At 68.4% G+C, this 14854-nt stretch carries 13 protein-coding genes, 1 tRNA gene and 1 pseudogene; 12 read left to right on the plus strand and 3 right to left on the minus strand.

Translation table 11 applies throughout. The features are described from left to right. Positions 1 to 7: 7 nt before the first annotated feature. Both ACTWPP_RS02070 and ACTWPP_RS02075 read left to right on the plus strand, forming a co-directional pair. Positions 8 to 232 (plus strand): annotated as a pseudogene (locus ACTWPP_RS02070) (transposase); the annotation flags it as partial. Further along, complete coding sequence (locus ACTWPP_RS02075; protein ID WP_443102303.1) at positions 213 to 374, plus strand: hypothetical protein; 162 nt, start codon at positions 213 to 215, stop codon at positions 372 to 374. The pseudogene ACTWPP_RS02070 and the gene ACTWPP_RS02075, both read left to right, overlap by 20 nt. Before the next feature lie 131 nt (positions 375 to 505). On the opposite strand, the gene ACTWPP_RS02080 is transcribed toward ACTWPP_RS02075, so the two are convergent. Beyond that, positions 506 to 1048 (minus strand): hypothetical protein, encoded by a 543-nt coding sequence (locus ACTWPP_RS02080; protein ID WP_443102304.1) that lies wholly within the window; start codon positions 1046 to 1048, stop codon positions 506 to 508. 852 nt (positions 1049 to 1900) lie between these two features. Here ACTWPP_RS02080 and ACTWPP_RS02085 point away from each other — a divergent pair. Continuing rightward, a complete protein-coding gene (locus tag ACTWPP_RS02085; protein WP_443102305.1) occupies positions 1901 to 2278 on the plus strand; it encodes a hypothetical protein in 378 nt (125 codons plus the stop codon). A 638-nt stretch (positions 2279 to 2916) separates the two neighbouring features. Here the strand turns inward: ACTWPP_RS02085 and ACTWPP_RS02090 are convergent. Further along, entirely contained in the window at positions 2917 to 3492 is a 576-nt protein-coding gene (locus ACTWPP_RS02090) for an ArsR/SmtB family transcription factor (RefSeq protein WP_443102306.1), read from the minus strand. A gap of 66 nt (positions 3493 to 3558) precedes the next feature. On the opposite strand from ACTWPP_RS02090, the gene ACTWPP_RS02095 reads away from it, so the two are divergent. Together ACTWPP_RS02095 and ACTWPP_RS02100 are read left to right on the plus strand one after the other, a co-directional pair. After that, positions 3559 to 4626: an aldo/keto reductase gene (locus ACTWPP_RS02095; RefSeq protein ID WP_443102307.1), complete on the plus strand. Its 1068-nt coding sequence runs from the start codon at positions 3559 to 3561 to the stop codon at positions 4624 to 4626. Between the two features lie 345 nt (positions 4627 to 4971). Next, on the plus strand, positions 4972 to 5574 hold the full coding sequence (locus tag ACTWPP_RS02100; protein WP_443102308.1) for a hypothetical protein: 603 nt from the start codon (positions 4972 to 4974) through the stop codon (positions 5572 to 5574). Between the two features lie 326 nt (positions 5575 to 5900). Here the strand turns inward: ACTWPP_RS02100 and ACTWPP_RS02105 are convergent. Beyond that, positions 5901 to 5972 (minus strand) — tRNA-Arg (locus ACTWPP_RS02105). Positions 5973 to 6078: 106 nt separating this feature from the next. Here ACTWPP_RS02105 and ACTWPP_RS02110 point away from each other — a divergent pair. The 7 genes from ACTWPP_RS02110 (at position 6079) to rho (ending at position 14595) form a co-directional block, all read left to right on the plus strand. Further along, complete coding sequence (locus ACTWPP_RS02110) at positions 6079 to 6462, plus strand: response regulator transcription factor (protein ID WP_443102309.1); 384 nt, start codon at positions 6079 to 6081, stop codon at positions 6460 to 6462. A 21-nt stretch (positions 6463 to 6483) separates the two neighbouring features. Further along, positions 6484 to 7170, plus strand: a complete 687-nt coding sequence (locus ACTWPP_RS02115; protein WP_443102310.1) for a DALR anticodon-binding domain-containing protein — start codon at positions 6484 to 6486, stop codon at positions 7168 to 7170. Then, on the plus strand, positions 7167 to 8558 hold the full coding sequence (lysA, locus tag ACTWPP_RS02120; protein WP_443102311.1) for a diaminopimelate decarboxylase: 1392 nt from the start codon (positions 7167 to 7169) through the stop codon (positions 8556 to 8558). Before ACTWPP_RS02115 ends, lysA begins: the two co-directional genes overlap by 4 nt. Continuing rightward, entirely contained in the window at positions 8555 to 9859 is a 1305-nt protein-coding gene (locus tag ACTWPP_RS02125) for a homoserine dehydrogenase (protein ID WP_443102312.1), read from the plus strand. Before lysA ends, ACTWPP_RS02125 begins: the two co-directional genes overlap by 4 nt. A gap of 116 nt (positions 9860 to 9975) precedes the next feature. Further along, complete coding sequence (thrC, locus tag ACTWPP_RS02130; protein WP_443102313.1) at positions 9976 to 11043, plus strand: threonine synthase; 1068 nt, start codon at positions 9976 to 9978, stop codon at positions 11041 to 11043. A gap of 22 nt (positions 11044 to 11065) precedes the next feature. Next, positions 11066 to 11968: a homoserine kinase gene (gene thrB / locus ACTWPP_RS02135; protein WP_443102314.1), complete on the plus strand. Its 903-nt coding sequence runs from the start codon at positions 11066 to 11068 to the stop codon at positions 11966 to 11968. A 470-nt stretch (positions 11969 to 12438) separates the two neighbouring features. Beyond that, positions 12439 to 14595, plus strand: a complete 2157-nt coding sequence (gene rho, locus ACTWPP_RS02140; RefSeq protein ID WP_443102315.1) for a transcription termination factor Rho — start codon at positions 12439 to 12441, stop codon at positions 14593 to 14595. Positions 14596 to 14854 lie beyond the last annotated feature (259 nt).

Below are 14854 nucleotides of genomic sequence, written 5' to 3' on the forward strand. Positions count from 1 at the left end.
ACTGATCCCGCACAGCCCCTGGCAGCGCGGCACGAACGAGAACACCGACGGACTGCTGCGCCAGTACTTCCCCAAGGGAACCGACCTGAGTAAGCACAGCCAAGACGACCTCGACGCCGTCGCTGCCACATTCAACAGCCGCCCCCGAAAAACTCTGGGATGGAAGACTCCCGCTGAAGCCTTCAGCAAGCATCTATGCTCACCGACAGGAAGTGTTGCAACGACTCCTTGAACCCAAGCAATATACGGCGATCCGCTTCACCCGGCGGCTCGCCGACGCCGGTGTCCTGCCCTCCACAGGCAGCGTCGGGGACGGCTTCGACAACGCGCTCGCGGAGAACCTTTGGTCCACCATCAAGATCGAGCTCGTGTAGTGGCCCGAAGCCAGCTTCGCCACCCGCGCCGCATCTACGGCGGTCGTGGTAAGCACATAGATACGGTACGCTATGCCGGATTATCGCGACCTGCCGTCGCAAAGGGATATGGCTCGACAAACGGAGTCTCGTCAGCAGTCGGCACCTCTGGGAACATGGTGGACCGGAACCACCTTCAATGTGTCGCCGTCGAACGTCGAGCGGTAGGTGCATCCACTGTCGGTGACCACCTCGATCTGGCGGGAACCTGTGAATCGCACGGTTTTGGGTGCCGGCCCGTCCTCTTCTCCCGTCCAAACTACTGACTCCTGGGCGAACAGCCCCTTTCCGGTGCGGATCCGCACATCACCCAGATAGTCGATGTCACCAGGGCCGCCGCCCCCACCCTGGAAAAGCTCATAGCGCTCATCCGGCGAGAAGGCCAGGGACGCACCTTCTCCGTGGTAGCCGAACACCAGCCAGGCCAAGTATCCCATCGCACCAATGATCAGGGCGAAGCTGCAGCTGATGATACCGACGATCATCCCCAGCCGCCGCCCCGGCATCGCCATCCAAACAGCGACGCCGGTACATGCCAGGGCCATGCAGAGCAAAACGAGGCCTATCGGCCCGTTCAAGCGAAAATTGTATACGCGTGCGAGGAAAAAGAACGTTAGGGAAACCCCGGCCAGCACGAAGAAAATGACAGGTCCGATAAGGCGCCATCTTAACACTGTAGCTCCTCAAAGCGGGTTGTCCTCGCCACCCAGAACCCCATCGAATCTGAAGGCGTCTACCTTTCCCCGAAGCCCAACACAACCGTTCGAAACCGCCGACTCTGCAACCTACACGATTCCCTTACAGCCTGCCATTTGGGCTGGTCAGCGGCGTGCTGCAGACCGAACCGCGTCATGAGCCCCCGCCCGCAGCACGGACACCCGCGGTGAGGTCCCTCAGCGGTGTCTGAGGACAGGTCAAACCCTTCGACGTGACGAGGCTGTGCATCCCAATACTGGAATGCCGCCGGTATGGATTATGCAGCCCGGCATCCCGAAAACGCGCCCCCCTCAGCCGGCTTTGCGGCGAGGTGGAGTTGAGCGGACGTACGCCGTTCCCGAACTGCCGGGGTCCGGCATCTCGATCAGGTTGCCGGCCATTGCCGAACGGGCGGCCCGCGTCCTCGCGGCACCCGGATCATCCGCAGACGGCGACGTAGGCCGGAGTCACCGCCAAGACTGGACCCTCACCTTCACCACCGCGACCATCGGCAGCCCACTCGATACCACCCTCGGCCACTGGCCTGACCACCACAAAGCACAAGCGGGTCAGCCTTCTACACGACCCAACCGGGCACGTGATAGGTCGAGGTTAGGATTCACTCGCCTGTCCAGGTGGTGGCAGATCACCCACCGATGGCAGCGGCCGAGGGAATGGTCGGGTTCGATGCCTTTGCGATACCGGGCTCGACCTGCTGGCGTTGCAGCCATGCACCTCACGGATGCGGGGCACCCGCTCAGGAGGCACCGCGGGAGGAGGTCTGGCGTGCGGTGAGCACCACCGACGGCGTCCGCGAGTGGTTCGGCTACAACTACGACGAGCGGCACGGCAACTGCCCGGAGCGCCCTGCTGCCGAGGTGCGCGCGTTCGTCGACGACGCACAGCTGTCCCCGCCCGAGCGCATCGCGTTCGACGACGACACCGCGCTCACCGTGACCGCCGACGGGACGCGCACGATCGTCCGGCTGGTCGTGCCGGAGGTCGCCGACGCGAAGTGGGAAGAGCTCTACGACGGCGTCGCGGCGGGGCTGGCGCTTCTACCTAGAGCAGCTAGGCTTCTGGCTGGAGGCCGCCCCCGAGGGGACCCGGCGCACCATCTACCTGGCCGGCGAGGCGACCGGCCCGCAGGTCGTCGTGTAGGTGGTTGATCTGTTGCCGCCCAGCTCGCCGTCGCTTGTCGGTGTGAGTCCGGTCCGGGTAACTGAGCCGTTCCAACCTGGTGTCAGCCGGCGTTGATCAGTGTCTGGATGGCCTTGACGAGTGTGGTCGCGCGGCTGGGGCCGGCGCGAATCTTGCGAGGACCTTCCAGCTCTTGATTTCGGCGTTGGCCCGCTCGCCCGGTCCGCGTTGGCGGGCATTTGCGGTTGACCTCGCTTTGGTGGCTGGCAGCGGGCGGTAGGCATCAAGGAAACCGGCCCTCGCTGCACGCCGCTGCCATCGCCGCCGGCCGCGAGCTGATCGACGCCGACCCCGCTCACCTGGACGCCGAACGCGGCCATGGACGGATCGGCAGCTGGACCACCTGGACCACCGGCACCGGCCAGAGCCTTAGCCTGTCGGGCCTGCCGGGTGCGGCCCGGCTCGCGGTCATCCGCCGGGACGTGGCCGACCTGGCCGGACAGCCGCTCAGCAAGGAGATCGTCCTGGTCGCCACCAGCCGTGCCTGCCTGTCGGCCGCCGAGATCTCCGCGCACCTACGGCGCCACTGGGGCATCGAGAACCTCGAGCGCCGTCCCTCGCCGAGTCAGAAGACCCGGAACGCCCTGTTCACATGCCGGGTTTCGGCTCAGGGTTCGGTCGGAAAAGCGCGTGCGAACGCGAGGACGGTGCGGCGTTCGGCACCGTCGTCGGGGGTCTCCCGGCGCCGCCACCTCAGGAGCACCGCCTCGACTTCCTGTCCGAGCTCGACGAGCTCCGCTGGCGTGAGCCGCATCCACGTGTGCACACCGAACGCACTCTCATCCCACGGCGCGTCCGCTGTGTCGAGGAACTCGCGTGCGCGGTCATACTCCCTCTGCAACAGGGCACCGTCCGCCGCGGTCGCGGCGGCTTCGGCTGCGGGCCTGCCGCGAAATGCGCCGGGGCTCCATCTCGCCCCGCGGGTCACCAGCTGCCACCGACGTTGCCTGCGATCCGCCGCCGATACAGGCCCCCGTTCCACCAGTCCCGCAGCGACGAGCACTTTGACGTGGTGGGAGACACTTCCGGTCGCGAGCCCGGAAGCCTGCGCGAGATCGGTCGTGGTCTGTGGTCCGTTCGCCGCGAGAACATCCATGATCTGAGCTCGGTCGGGGTTCGCCAATGCCGTCAGGGCCTGGATGTCGTCGATGGTCCTGACATCGTCGGTTTCGCCGTCTTGCATGCCACCATCTTAGAGCTATGCAAGCAGATTTGCGCAAATCAGCTTGTGTATCTAGCGTGGTGTTTCATGACGATGACGTACGCGGCACTGGGCCGGACCGGGCTGACCGTGTCCCGGTTCGCGCTGGGCACCATGATGTTCGGCCGGTCGGGCAATCCCGACCACGACGACTGCGTGCGGATCATCCACACCGCCCTGGACGCCGGGATCAACCTGATCGACACCGCCGACATGTACTCCGGCGGCGAATCGGAGGAGATCGTCGGCAACGCTCTGGCCGGGCGCCGTGATGAGGTCATCCTTGCCACCAAGGGACATTTCCCGCTGACCGAGGGACTGAACACGGGCGGCAACTCCCGTCGCCACCTCATCCGCGCAGTCGACGCGAGCCTCAACCGGCTGGGCACCGACTACATCGACCTCTACCAGGTGCACCGCCCGGACTGGTCCACCGACCTCGAAGAGACCCTCGGCGTGCTCACCGACCTTGTCCGTGCGGGCAAGATCCGTACCTTCGGATGCTCGACGTACCCGGCCTTCGAGATCCTCGAGTCCCACCGGGTGGCCGAGCAGCGAGGGCTGATGCGGTTCCGCACCGAACAGCCGCCCTACAACCTGCTCGCCCGCGGCGTCGAACGCGACGTCCTGCCGGTTGCGGAGCGGGAGAGTATGGGGGTGCTGACCTGGAGTCCGCTCGCGTTCGGATTCCTCACCGGCCGCCACCGCAAGAACGGGCCCGTCCGAACACAGGGGCGGGCCGCGATCCGCCCCGAGTGGTTCGACCCCGCCGACCCGGTGACCGCCCGCAAACTCGACATCGTCGAAGAACTCGTCACGGTCGCCGATGAACTCGGGTGCTCGCTGCCCGCACTGGCCACCGTGTTCCCGCTGCACCATCGCGCCGTGACATCGGTGCTGCTCGGGCCACGCACCGCGGAACAGCTCACGGCATCCCTTGATTGTGCCGATCTGACGATCGACGAGGCTGCGCTGGACCGGATTGATGAGATTGTCCCGCCGGGCACCGACGTGTACGACGCTGCCAACTGGACATCCCTGCCCTGGACAGCCGAGCCCGAACGCCGCCGGTCCCGCTCCGGCGGGACCGGTCCACGGAAGAGCAGTGGGCGATGACGTCAACCAGCATCGACGCGATGAGCAACTGGAGCGTGCACCCGAGCCCGCCACCTCCAAGGTAGCCAGAAAGCTGTGGATGCCCCGTCGAGGAGAACGACGATGACTGTCAATCCAAACTGACGATCATTGTTGACACCTGGGTCTCGGACCACTACGGAGATCATCTGTGTCCAAACACCAGTCCCCAGCTCGACCGCCCCAACCCCCCGCTGGACCCGTGAGGCCAAGCGACGCCCGTTCGCCGCGGGTTTGCGGTGGCTGCGAGAGCGCTCGCTACTCCTCAGAGCACTCGCAGAGCCTCAGGTGATCCGGCGAGCAGAGAAGCGGCTCACGGGCAAGCGCGTGGCGACGGACACCTACAGCCTCAACACCGCCGTGGTCTACGCCATGGGGTTGGGGGAACTCTCGGACAACCCGCTCAAGGCCGTGGGACGGACGCATGAGGCTCGCCAGGGCGAGGTAGACCCTCGTGTCGTCATCACGCACGCCCAAGCCCGAGACCTTCTCACCGCGCTTTCCTACGTCGGTTCATGGGGACGGGGGAGAGGACGCCGATTGGTCGCCTTCTTCGCGACGCTCTACTATGCCGGCCTACGACCGACCGAGTGCATCGCGCTGAGGGCAAGCGACTGTTTCCTACCGGACGACGGTTGGGGCCGTCTGACGCTCGTTCAGACGCTTCCCGTCACCTCGAAAAGGTGGACAGACCACGGGGAGCGCCACGAGCGGAGAGGGCTCAAGCAGCGTTCCGCCAAAGCGGCCCGCATCGTGCCGATACCGCCGTCTCTCGTGGCCATCCTCCAGGCGCACATCAAGGAGTTCGGCACGGCTGAGGACGGGCGCCTGTTCCGCAACGAGCGGGGCGGCATTCTGGGTGCCTCTACCTACTCGCGAGCGTGGGAGGAAGCCCGCCAGCTCGCGTTCACGCCCGCTCAGGTCGCATAGCTGCTCGCCGGCCGCCCGTACGACCTGCGACACGCGGCCTTGAGCACGTGGCTCAACGCGGGAGTCTCGCCGGCGGACGTGGCCAAGCGTGCGGGCAACTCGGTAGAGGTCCTGCTCAAGCGCTATGCGGGATGCCTGGACGGTCAGGAGGACGCCAACAACCGACGTATCGAGATGACGCTAGAGGACGAGTGAGCGCCGACGAGAGGGTCCCTCGTGAGTGGTGCTAGACAGTGGGATCGGGTGGGACTCAGTTGGACTGTGGTCCCGCCCGGTTCGTGGTGTCTGTGCTGGTCAGCGGGTTGATCTCGCTGGTCCGTGGAAGGTGCCCCCTGCAGGATTCGAACCTGCGCACACGGCTCCGGAGGCCGTTGCTCTATCCCCTGAGCTAAGGGGGCCCTGCGCCCTCGGGCGGCGCGGTAGAAGGTTACCAGGGTTGGCGGGGTGACGCGCACGTGGGCGTTCGCCGTGCGTGTGGGGTTGGAGTGGGCTAACTTCGAGGCCGTGACCGAGCCACTGGGACGCGTTCTGGTCGTCGATGACGACGAGGTGATCCGCCAGCTCATCGCCGTGAACCTGCAACTGGAGGGGTTCGAGGTGGCGACCGCGGTGGACGGTCAGGACTGCCTGGAGAAGGTGGCGGACGCCAGGCCGGACGTGATCACGCTTGATGTGATGATGCCGCGGCTGGACGGGTGGGTGACCGCGATCAGGCTGCGGGAGGATCCCGGGACGGCGCACATCCGGGTCGTGATGATCACTGCCAGGGCGCAGGAGCATGATGTGCGGCGGGGGCATGAGATCGGCGTGGACGCTTATGTGACCAAGCCGTTCGATCCGAATCAGCTGATCCAGACGGTGCGGAAGCTCGCCACGGTGTCCAGATAGTGGTCGGATAGTCTCACCAGGGTGACTCCAGGCGATGTGAGCGGTGCCCTTGTGCGCGCGGTGCGGGATGCCGTGGCGGAGGGTGAGCTTGCCGTTTCCGTGCCTGATGGTGTGGTTGTTTTCAGTCGGGGTGCCGGGGTTTATGAGAGTCCTGTGGCGCTGAGGCTTGGGGTTGATCCGGGGGTCATCGCGCGTCGTGTCGGGGGTGTCGTCACCGGTCGCGGGTTCGTGCGGGTCGTTGTTCCGGTGGCGGACGTGGTGGATGCGGTTGTCGGGTTCCGGAGTGTGCGGGTGCCGATGGGTGGATGGAGCGAGTGGCCTAGGACGTTTGAGAATCCTGGGTTTTCGGTGCGCTATGCCTATGCGAGGGCTTGCTGGGTTGGGCGTTGGGCTTCTGAGCTTGGGATCCGGCCAGGGGGTTCTCCGGATTTGGCGTCTGAGGAGCTTGAGCTGGTGGGGGCGTTGGGGGACGTGCCGGGGCGCGCCGCCCAGGCGGAGCGGGAACGGGATGCCAGGCCGCTGATGTTGTGTTTGGAGAGAGTGGCCGGGGCGTACCACGACGTCCATGAGCGGTGTCCTGCCGTGCCCAAGGGTGATGAGGAGCCTGGGGCGGTGCATGCCGGTCGGGTGGGCTTGGCGGAGGCCGTGAAGGTCGTCCTCGGCAACGGGCTGAACGTTATTGGTGAGACCCCTAGAGAGCGGATATGAGTCGAGTACATCCAGCTGGGCCCCTGCACGCCGATGTTCTGCCGGAGGACCATCCGGTGGGGCCGGCGGAAGATCTGAATGCGCTGGAGCCCACGGTCTGGCCGCGGAACGCGAAGCGGGACGGTGGGGTGCTCACCGTCGGTGGTGTCGACGTCCGGGATCTGGCGCGGGAGTACGGGACGCCTTTGTACGTCTATGACGAGGAGGACGTCCGGAGCCGGGCCAGGGCTTATGCGGCGGCGTTCCATGACGGGGACGTGCACTATGCCGGCAAGGCGTTTCTCTGTACGGCCTTGGCCCGGTGGCTGAACGAGGAGGGGCTCGGGCTTGATGTGTGCAGTGGGGGCGAGCTCGCCATTGCGTTGGCGGCGGGCTTCCCTACGGAGCGCATCACGCTGCACGGGAGCAACAAGGCGTCCTGGGAGATTGAGAAGGCCGTTGAGGTCGGGGTCGGACGGATCGTGCTCGATTCGTTCGAGGAGATCGCACGGGTGGGGTACATCGCCCAGGAGAAGGGTGTCCGGGCCAAGGTGATGGTGCGCGTCACCACGGGTGTTGAGGCGCACACTCATGAGTTCATCGCGACGGCCCATGACGACCAGAAGTTCGGGTTTTCCAGGAATTCCGGGGCCGCTCTTGAGGCCGTGCGGCGGGTTCTGGAGCTGAAGCAGCTTGAGCTGGTGGGGCTGCACAGCCATATCGGGTCGCAGATCTTCGAGGTGGACGCGTTCGAGGTGGCCGCGCACCGGCTGGCCGGGCTGCTGGTGGCCATCCGGGACGAGCACGGCATCGAGCTTCCGGAGCTGGATCTGGGTGGTGGTTACGGGATCGCGTACGTGCCGGGGGAGGAGCCCCATGACCCGAAGTCGATCGCGGACGCGTTGCGGGACATCGTGGCGCGCGAGTGCCGGGCGTACGAGCTGACGATGCCGCGGCTGACGGTGGAGCCGGGGCGGGCGATCGTGGGTCCCGGGGGCGTCACGCTGTACGAGGTCGGGACGGTGAAGGACGTCGAGGGCCTGCGCACGTACGTCTCGGTGGACGGGGGCATGAGCGACAACCTGCGCACGGCCCTGTACGGCGCCGAGTACACCGGGGTGCTGGCCAGCAGGTCGTCCGAGTCACCGCCCATGCTCAGTAGGCTTGTCGGCAAGCACTGCGAAAGCGGCGACATTGTGGTGCGTGACCTGTGGTTCCCCGAAGATCTTGCGGCGGGGGACCTGGTGGCGGTCGCGGCGACCGGTGCGTACTGTCGATCGATGGCCAGTAACTACAACTTCGTCCCCAAGCCGGCCGTGGTGGCGGTGCGGGACGGCAGGTCACGCGTGATCGTCCGCCGGGAGAGCGCGGAGGACCTGCTGCGGCTCGATGCGGAGGTCGAAGCGTGAAACCCGCACTGCGCGTGGCGCTGCTCGGATGCGGCGTGGTCGGCACGGAGGTCGTCCGGCTGCTGAACGAGCAGGCGGACGATCTGGCCGCGCGTGTCGGGGCGCCGCTGGAGCTCGCGGGGATCGCGGTGCGGCGGCCCGACCGGGTGCGTGAGGGCGTCGGCCGGGAACTGCTGACGACGGACGCGCAGGGCCTGGTGACGAGGGACGACGTCGACATCGTCATCGAGGTGATCGGCGGTATCGAGCCGGCCAGGACGCTGATGCTGGAGGCGATGAAGGCCGGCAAGTCGGTCATCACGGCGAACAAGGCGCTGCTGGCGGAGGACGGGGCGACGCTGTTCGCGGCGGCGAGGGAGTACGGTGCCGACCTGTACTACGAGGCGTCCGTGGCGGGGGCGATCCCGCTGCTCCGGCCATTGCGGGAGTCTCTGGTCGGTGACCATGTGCATCGGGTGCTCGGCATCGTGAACGGCACCACGAACTATGTCCTCGACCAGATGGACACGCATGGCGCGGGGTTCAACGAGGCGCTGGAAGAGGCGCAGGCGCTGGGCTACGCGGAGGCCGACCCGACGGCCGATGTGGAGGGCTTCGACGCCGCGGCCAAGGCGGCGATTCTGGCGCAGCTCGCTTTCCACACTCCGGTGACGGCCGCGGACGTCCACCGTGAGGGCATCACTGAGGTGAGTGCCGCGGATGTGGCGGGCGCCCAGGGAATGGACTGCGTCGTCAAGCTTCTCGCCATCTGCGAGCGCGTTCCTTCGGAGGACGGCCGGAACGGCCGTGGCGTGTCGGTTCGCGTGTACCCGGCGATGATTCCGCGGTCGCATCCGCTGGCGAGTGTCCGCGAGGCGTACAACGCGGTGTTCGTGGAGGCGGAGTCGGCCGGTTCGCTGATGTTCTATGGCGCGGGTGCCGGTGGCGCGCCGACGGCGTCGGCGATTCTGGGTGACCTGGTCGCGGTGGCGCGGAACGTCGCCGGCGGCACGCCCGGACCGGTCGAAGTGACGTACGCCAAGCTTCCCGTGCTGCCGATGGGCGAGACGGTCACGCGCTACTACATACAGGTGGACGTGACGGACGAGGCCGGTGTTCTGGCCACGGTCGCCGAGGAGTTCGCCAGGCACGGTGTGTCGATCCAGGCCGTCCGGCAGGTCGGGCTGGGCGAGGAGGCGCAGCTCGTCGTCGTGACGCACAGGGCACCGGACGCGGCGCTGTCGGCGACGGTGGAGGGGCTTCGCGAACTCGAAATCGTCCGAGAGGTGGCGAGCGTCATGCGCGTCGAGGGCGAGGATTGAGCCTTCATCCGGTGTGTTTCCCGGGTCGGGACCCGAAGACCCTCCCGGGGATGAGAAGGGCCTAGCGGCGACCGGTAGAATCCGGTCAACATCGCAGGTCATCCGAGGAGATCGACTTGAACCCGAACGCCCGCGCGTGGCGTGGCCTCATCGAGGAATACCGCGACCGGCTTCCGGTGTCGGACGCGACGCCGGTCGTCACGCTGCTGGAGGGCGGTACCCCGCTGGTGCCCGCCGGCCGCCTGTCCCAGATGACCGGCTGCGAGGTGTTCCTCAAGGTGGAGGGCGCCAACCCGACCGGGTCGTTCAAGGACCGCGGCATGACGCTGGCGATCAGCAAGGCCGCCGAGGACGGCGCCAAGGCGGTGATCTGCGCGTCGACCGGCAACACGTCGGCGTCCGCCGCCGCCTACGCGGTGCGCGCCGGGATGACCTGCGCGGTCCTCGTCCCCAACGGCAAGATCGCGATGGGGAAGCTGGCCCAGGCGCTGGTGCACGGGGCGCGGCTGCTGCAGGTGGACGGCAACTTCGACGACTGTCTCGAACTGGCGCGGAAACTGTCGGTCGACTATCCGGTCGCGCTCGTCAACTCGGTCAACAAGTACCGGCTGCTGGGGCAGAAGACGGCGGCGTTCGAGGTCGTCGACGCGCTCGGCGACGCCCCCGACGTGCACTGCCTGCCCGTCGGGAACGCCGGCAACATCTCCGCGTACTGGATGGGGTACAAGGAGTACGCCGGTGACAAGGAGGCGTCCAGGACGCCGCGCATGCTCGGTTTCCAGGCGAGCGGCGCCGCGCCGTTCGTGAAGGGCGAGCCCGTCCTGAAGCCACAGACCATCGCCACCGCGATCAGGATCGGCAACCCCGCGTCCTGGGACCTCGCCATCGCCGCGCGGGACGAGTCCGGCGGCGCCATCGCGTCGGTGACCGACAGGCAGATTCTGGCCGCCTACAGGCTTCTCGCCAGGGAAGAGGGGGTTTTCGTTGAGCCCGCTTCCGCGGCCAGCGTCGCGGGCCTTCTGCAGGCGAGTGAGCAGGGTGGCGTCGAGCCCGGTTCCCGGGTCGTCTGCACGGTGACGGGCAACGGCCTCAAGGACCCCGACTGGGCGATCTCCGGCGCGCCCGCGCCGACCGTCATCAAGGTCGACGCGCATTCCGCCGCGTCCGAGCTCGGTCTCACCTGAGGTGGGCTGGACGGAAGGGCCGGTGCTGGTGCGGGCGCCGGCGACCAGCGCCAACCTGGGCCCCGGTTTCGACTCGCTCGGTCTCGCGCTGGGCCTGCACGACGACGTCGAGGTGGAGGTGACCGGCGGCGGGCTGTCCATCGAGGTGGACGGCGAAGGCGCCGAGGTCGCCGACCGGGGCGAACGGCACCTGATCGTCAGGATGCTGCACCGCGCCTTCGACGTGCTGGACGGGCTGGCCGGATCCGGTCCCGGACGGCCGCCGGGGCTGCGGCTGCGCTGCCGCAACCGGATCCCGCACAGCCGGGGTCTCGGATCGTCGTCCGCCGCGATCGTCGCCGGGATCGTCGCCGCCCGCGCGCTGCACCCCGCCGGGAAACTGCTCGACGACGGCGCGGCGCTGCGTCTCGCCACCGAGGCCGAGGGGCATCCCGACAATGTCGCGCCGTGCCTCGCCGGCGGCCTGACCGTCGCCTGGACGACGCCGGCCGGCCCGCGGCTCGTGCGCCTGGAATCGCAGGTCACGCAGGTCATGGCGTTCGTTCCCGAGCAGCGGCTGGCGACCGAGCGGGCGCGGGGGCTGCTGCCCGGGACCGTCCCGCACGGCGACGCCGCCGCCAACGCCGGACGCGCGGCGCTGCTCGTCGCGGCGCTCACCGGCGGGCTGGACGCGGGCGTCCTGCTGGACGCGACGGAGGACCGGCTGCACCAGGACTACCGCGCTCCCGCGATGCCGGAGTCCGCCGAACTGGTCAGGCGCCTGCGCGCGGCGGGCGTGCCGGCGGTGATTTCCGGGGCAGGTCCTACTGTCCTGGCCTTCACAAGCGCATCACAAGTTGATTCGATGGCTCCCGGAGTGGGTAATGGGTGGCTCAAGCACCCATTGGACGTCGCGACCCGCGGCGCACGCGTCCTGACCGGATGATCGGGGTCCCGGTCCTGATGGCGGCGCCGGGGGCGGGGGCCGTTGCGCATCCCGCCCGTGCAGGTCCCGGCATGATCCCGCTAGGTAAAATGCGAAGACATCGACCTCTGGGGAATAGCAGTGCGGCCTGGTGATGTTAGGCTGAATGCCGCACCAGATGCCCCGTTCGGGGCAGCGTGCTCGTCAGCCGCGCGTCACCTGTTCGGCCCTCCGGCCGTGTCGGTCCCGCGTACTAGGCTTCCCGACACCGTGACAATCCGTTGTCCGGCATTCCAGCGAAACTTCGGACGTGGCGGTACCGGGAACACGCACGAGCGAACCGTCCCGTCCATCATCTGGCTGCGCCCAGAACACGCAGATCCCGGCCCCACCGTGATCAGCGGAGCCCGTTCCGGCGCCCCCGCCGGGCCGCACCACCGGGTCGACTGGCCGGAAACCGGCCAACGCCCGCTCCCTGGGAAGGACCCTTAGTGAGCGAATCCAGCGAACTCCTTACGGACGCATCAAGCACGGGACCCGCCGATGCCGCAACGGCCGGCGCGGAGTCCGCCACCCCCCGGCGCCGCCGGTCGGGCACCGGCCTGTCGGCCATGGTGCTGCCCGAGCTCAAGGCGCTCGCGTCCAGCCTCGGCATCACCGGTGTGACCGGGATGCGCAAGAGCCAGCTCATCGCCGCCATCCAGGAGAAGCAGGGCGGTCAGGAGCAGGGCTCGGCGGGGGGCGAGCAGGGAGCCGCTGCCTCGGTGAAGGCCGAGCGTCCCCGTCGTAACCGGACCGCCGCGGCCAAGCACGAGGTGTCCGACGACCAGGTGACGGTCGGCGAGGGCGAGCAGGCGCCCGCCGGCAAGCGGGCCGACGCGCAGTCCCCGGCCGACGAGCAGGCGTCGGCCGGCAAGCAGGCAGAGGTGCGGGCCCCGGAGGGCAAGCCGGCGGACGCACAGACGGACGCACAAGTGGACGCACAGACAGACGCACAGACCGACAAGGCCGCCGAGAAGCCGGCCGACAAGCCCGAGAAGCAGGACCGGGCCGAGCGCCAGGGCGGCCGGCAGCGGAGCGACAGGCAGGATCGCGGGGGCTCCGAGGGACGCGGCGAGCGCGGCGAGCGGCAGGGCCGCGACCGTGACCAGGGCCGCGAGCAGAACGCCGAGGACGGCGAGTCCCAGGGCGGACGCGACGGCGGCCGGGACGGGCGGGAGAACCGTGACGGCGGCCGCGACGGCCGTGAGGGGCGCGAGGGCGGCGGACGCCAGCGGCAGCGCGGTGGCCGGGAGCGCGGCGACCGGGACCGCGGCGACCGCGGCGACCGGAACGACCAGGGCGGCGGCGGTGGCCGCCAGCGCGGCCAGAGCCAGGGTGGCGGCCAGGGCGGCCAGGGCGGTCAGCACGACGATGACGACGGCGGCGGCCGGGGCCGGCGCGGGCGCCGGTTCCGCGAGCGCAACCGCGGCCGCGGCCGCGAGCGCTACGAGGAGCCGGTGATCACCGAGGACGATGTCCTGATCCCGGTCGCGGGCATCCTCGACATCCTCGACAACTACGCGTTCGTCCGCACGACCGGCTACCTGCCGGGCCCGAACGACGTGTACGTGTCGCTGGCGCAGGTCCGCAAGAACGGGCTGCGCAAGGGCGACGTCATCACCGGTGCGGTGCGGCAGGCACGCGAGGGCGAGCGGCGCGAGAAGTTCAACGCGCTGGTGCGCCTCGACACCGTCAACGGGATGGAGCCCGACCAGGCCAAGGGCCGCGTCGACTTCAGCAAGCTGACCCCGCTGTACCCGCAGGAGCGGCTGCGGCTGGAGACCGACCCGGGCATCCTGACGACCCGGATCATCGATCTCGTATCGCCGATCGGCAAGGGCCAGCGCGGCCTGATCGTGTCGCCGCCCAAGGCCGGCAAGACGATGGTGCTCCAGGCGATCGCCAACGCGATCACCAAGAACAACCCGGAGTGCCACCTGATGGTCGTCCTCGTGGACGAGCGTCCGGAAGAGGTCACCGACATGCAGCGGACGGTGAAGGGCGAGGTCATCCACTCGACCTTCGACCGTCCCGCCGAGGACCACACCACGGTCGCGGAGCTGGCGATCGAGCGCGCCAAGCGGCTCGTCGAGCTGGGCCACGACGTCGTCGTGCTGCTCGACTCGATCACCCGACTGGGCCGCGCCTACAACCTGGCGGCCCCGGCGTCCGGGCGCATCCTGTCCGGTGGTGTCGACTCGACGGCCCTGTACCCGCCCAAGCGGTTCTTCGGCGCCGCGCGCAACATCGAGAACGGCGGCTCGCTGACCATTCTCGCGACCGCCCTGGTGGAGACCGGGTCCCGGATGGACGAGGTCATCTTCGAGGAGTTCAAGGGCACCGGCAACATGGAGCTGAAGCTCAACCGGAGCCTGGCCGACAAGCGGATCTTCCCGGCGGTGGACGTGGACGCGTCCAGCACCCGCAAGGAGGAGATCCTCATGGCTCCGGAGGAGCTGCGCGTCGTCTGGCAGCTGCGCCGCGTCCTGCACGCGCTGGACACACAGCAGGCACTGGAACTCCTCATCGAGAAGATGAAGGAGACCAAGTCCAACGCCGAGTTCCTGCTCCAGGTGCAGAAGACCACGGTCTCCGACGACCGCTGACCGAGGACCGCAGACGCCCCCGCCCGGAACACTCCGGCCGGGGGCGTCCGCACCCCCGGCCTGTTCGCATCCCGGCCCGGTCAAGCCACCCCAGCCCCGTGCCGACCTGGACCGTCGCGATCGCGCCCGAAGGCAGGTGCGAGCGAAGCGAGAACCTGATCGCGCAGCGAGCCGCAAGGCGAGCCGAAGCGATGCAGCGATCGCACCGCAGTGCCCGCCGAAGGAGGGCCCCAGGCCGGGGCCGACGACACGACCGCCA

It is taken from the genome of Actinomadura sp. 3N407 (genome assembly GCF_052245875.1).
In the GTDB taxonomy this organism is placed as follows: domain Bacteria; phylum Actinomycetota; class Actinomycetes; order Streptosporangiales; family Streptosporangiaceae; genus Spirillospora.

Coding starts and splice junctions, on each gene's coding strand:
- lysA (WP_443102311.1), top strand. CDS start 7,167: ATGAGTCGAGTACATCCAGCTGGGCCCCTGCACGCCGATGTTCTGCCG.
- ACTWPP_RS02090 (WP_443102306.1), bottom strand. CDS start 3,492: ATGCAAGACGGCGAAACCGACGATGTCAGGACCATCGACGACATCCAG.
- ACTWPP_RS02095 (WP_443102307.1), top strand. CDS start 3,559: ATGACGATGACGTACGCGGCACTGGGCCGGACCGGGCTGACCGTGTCC.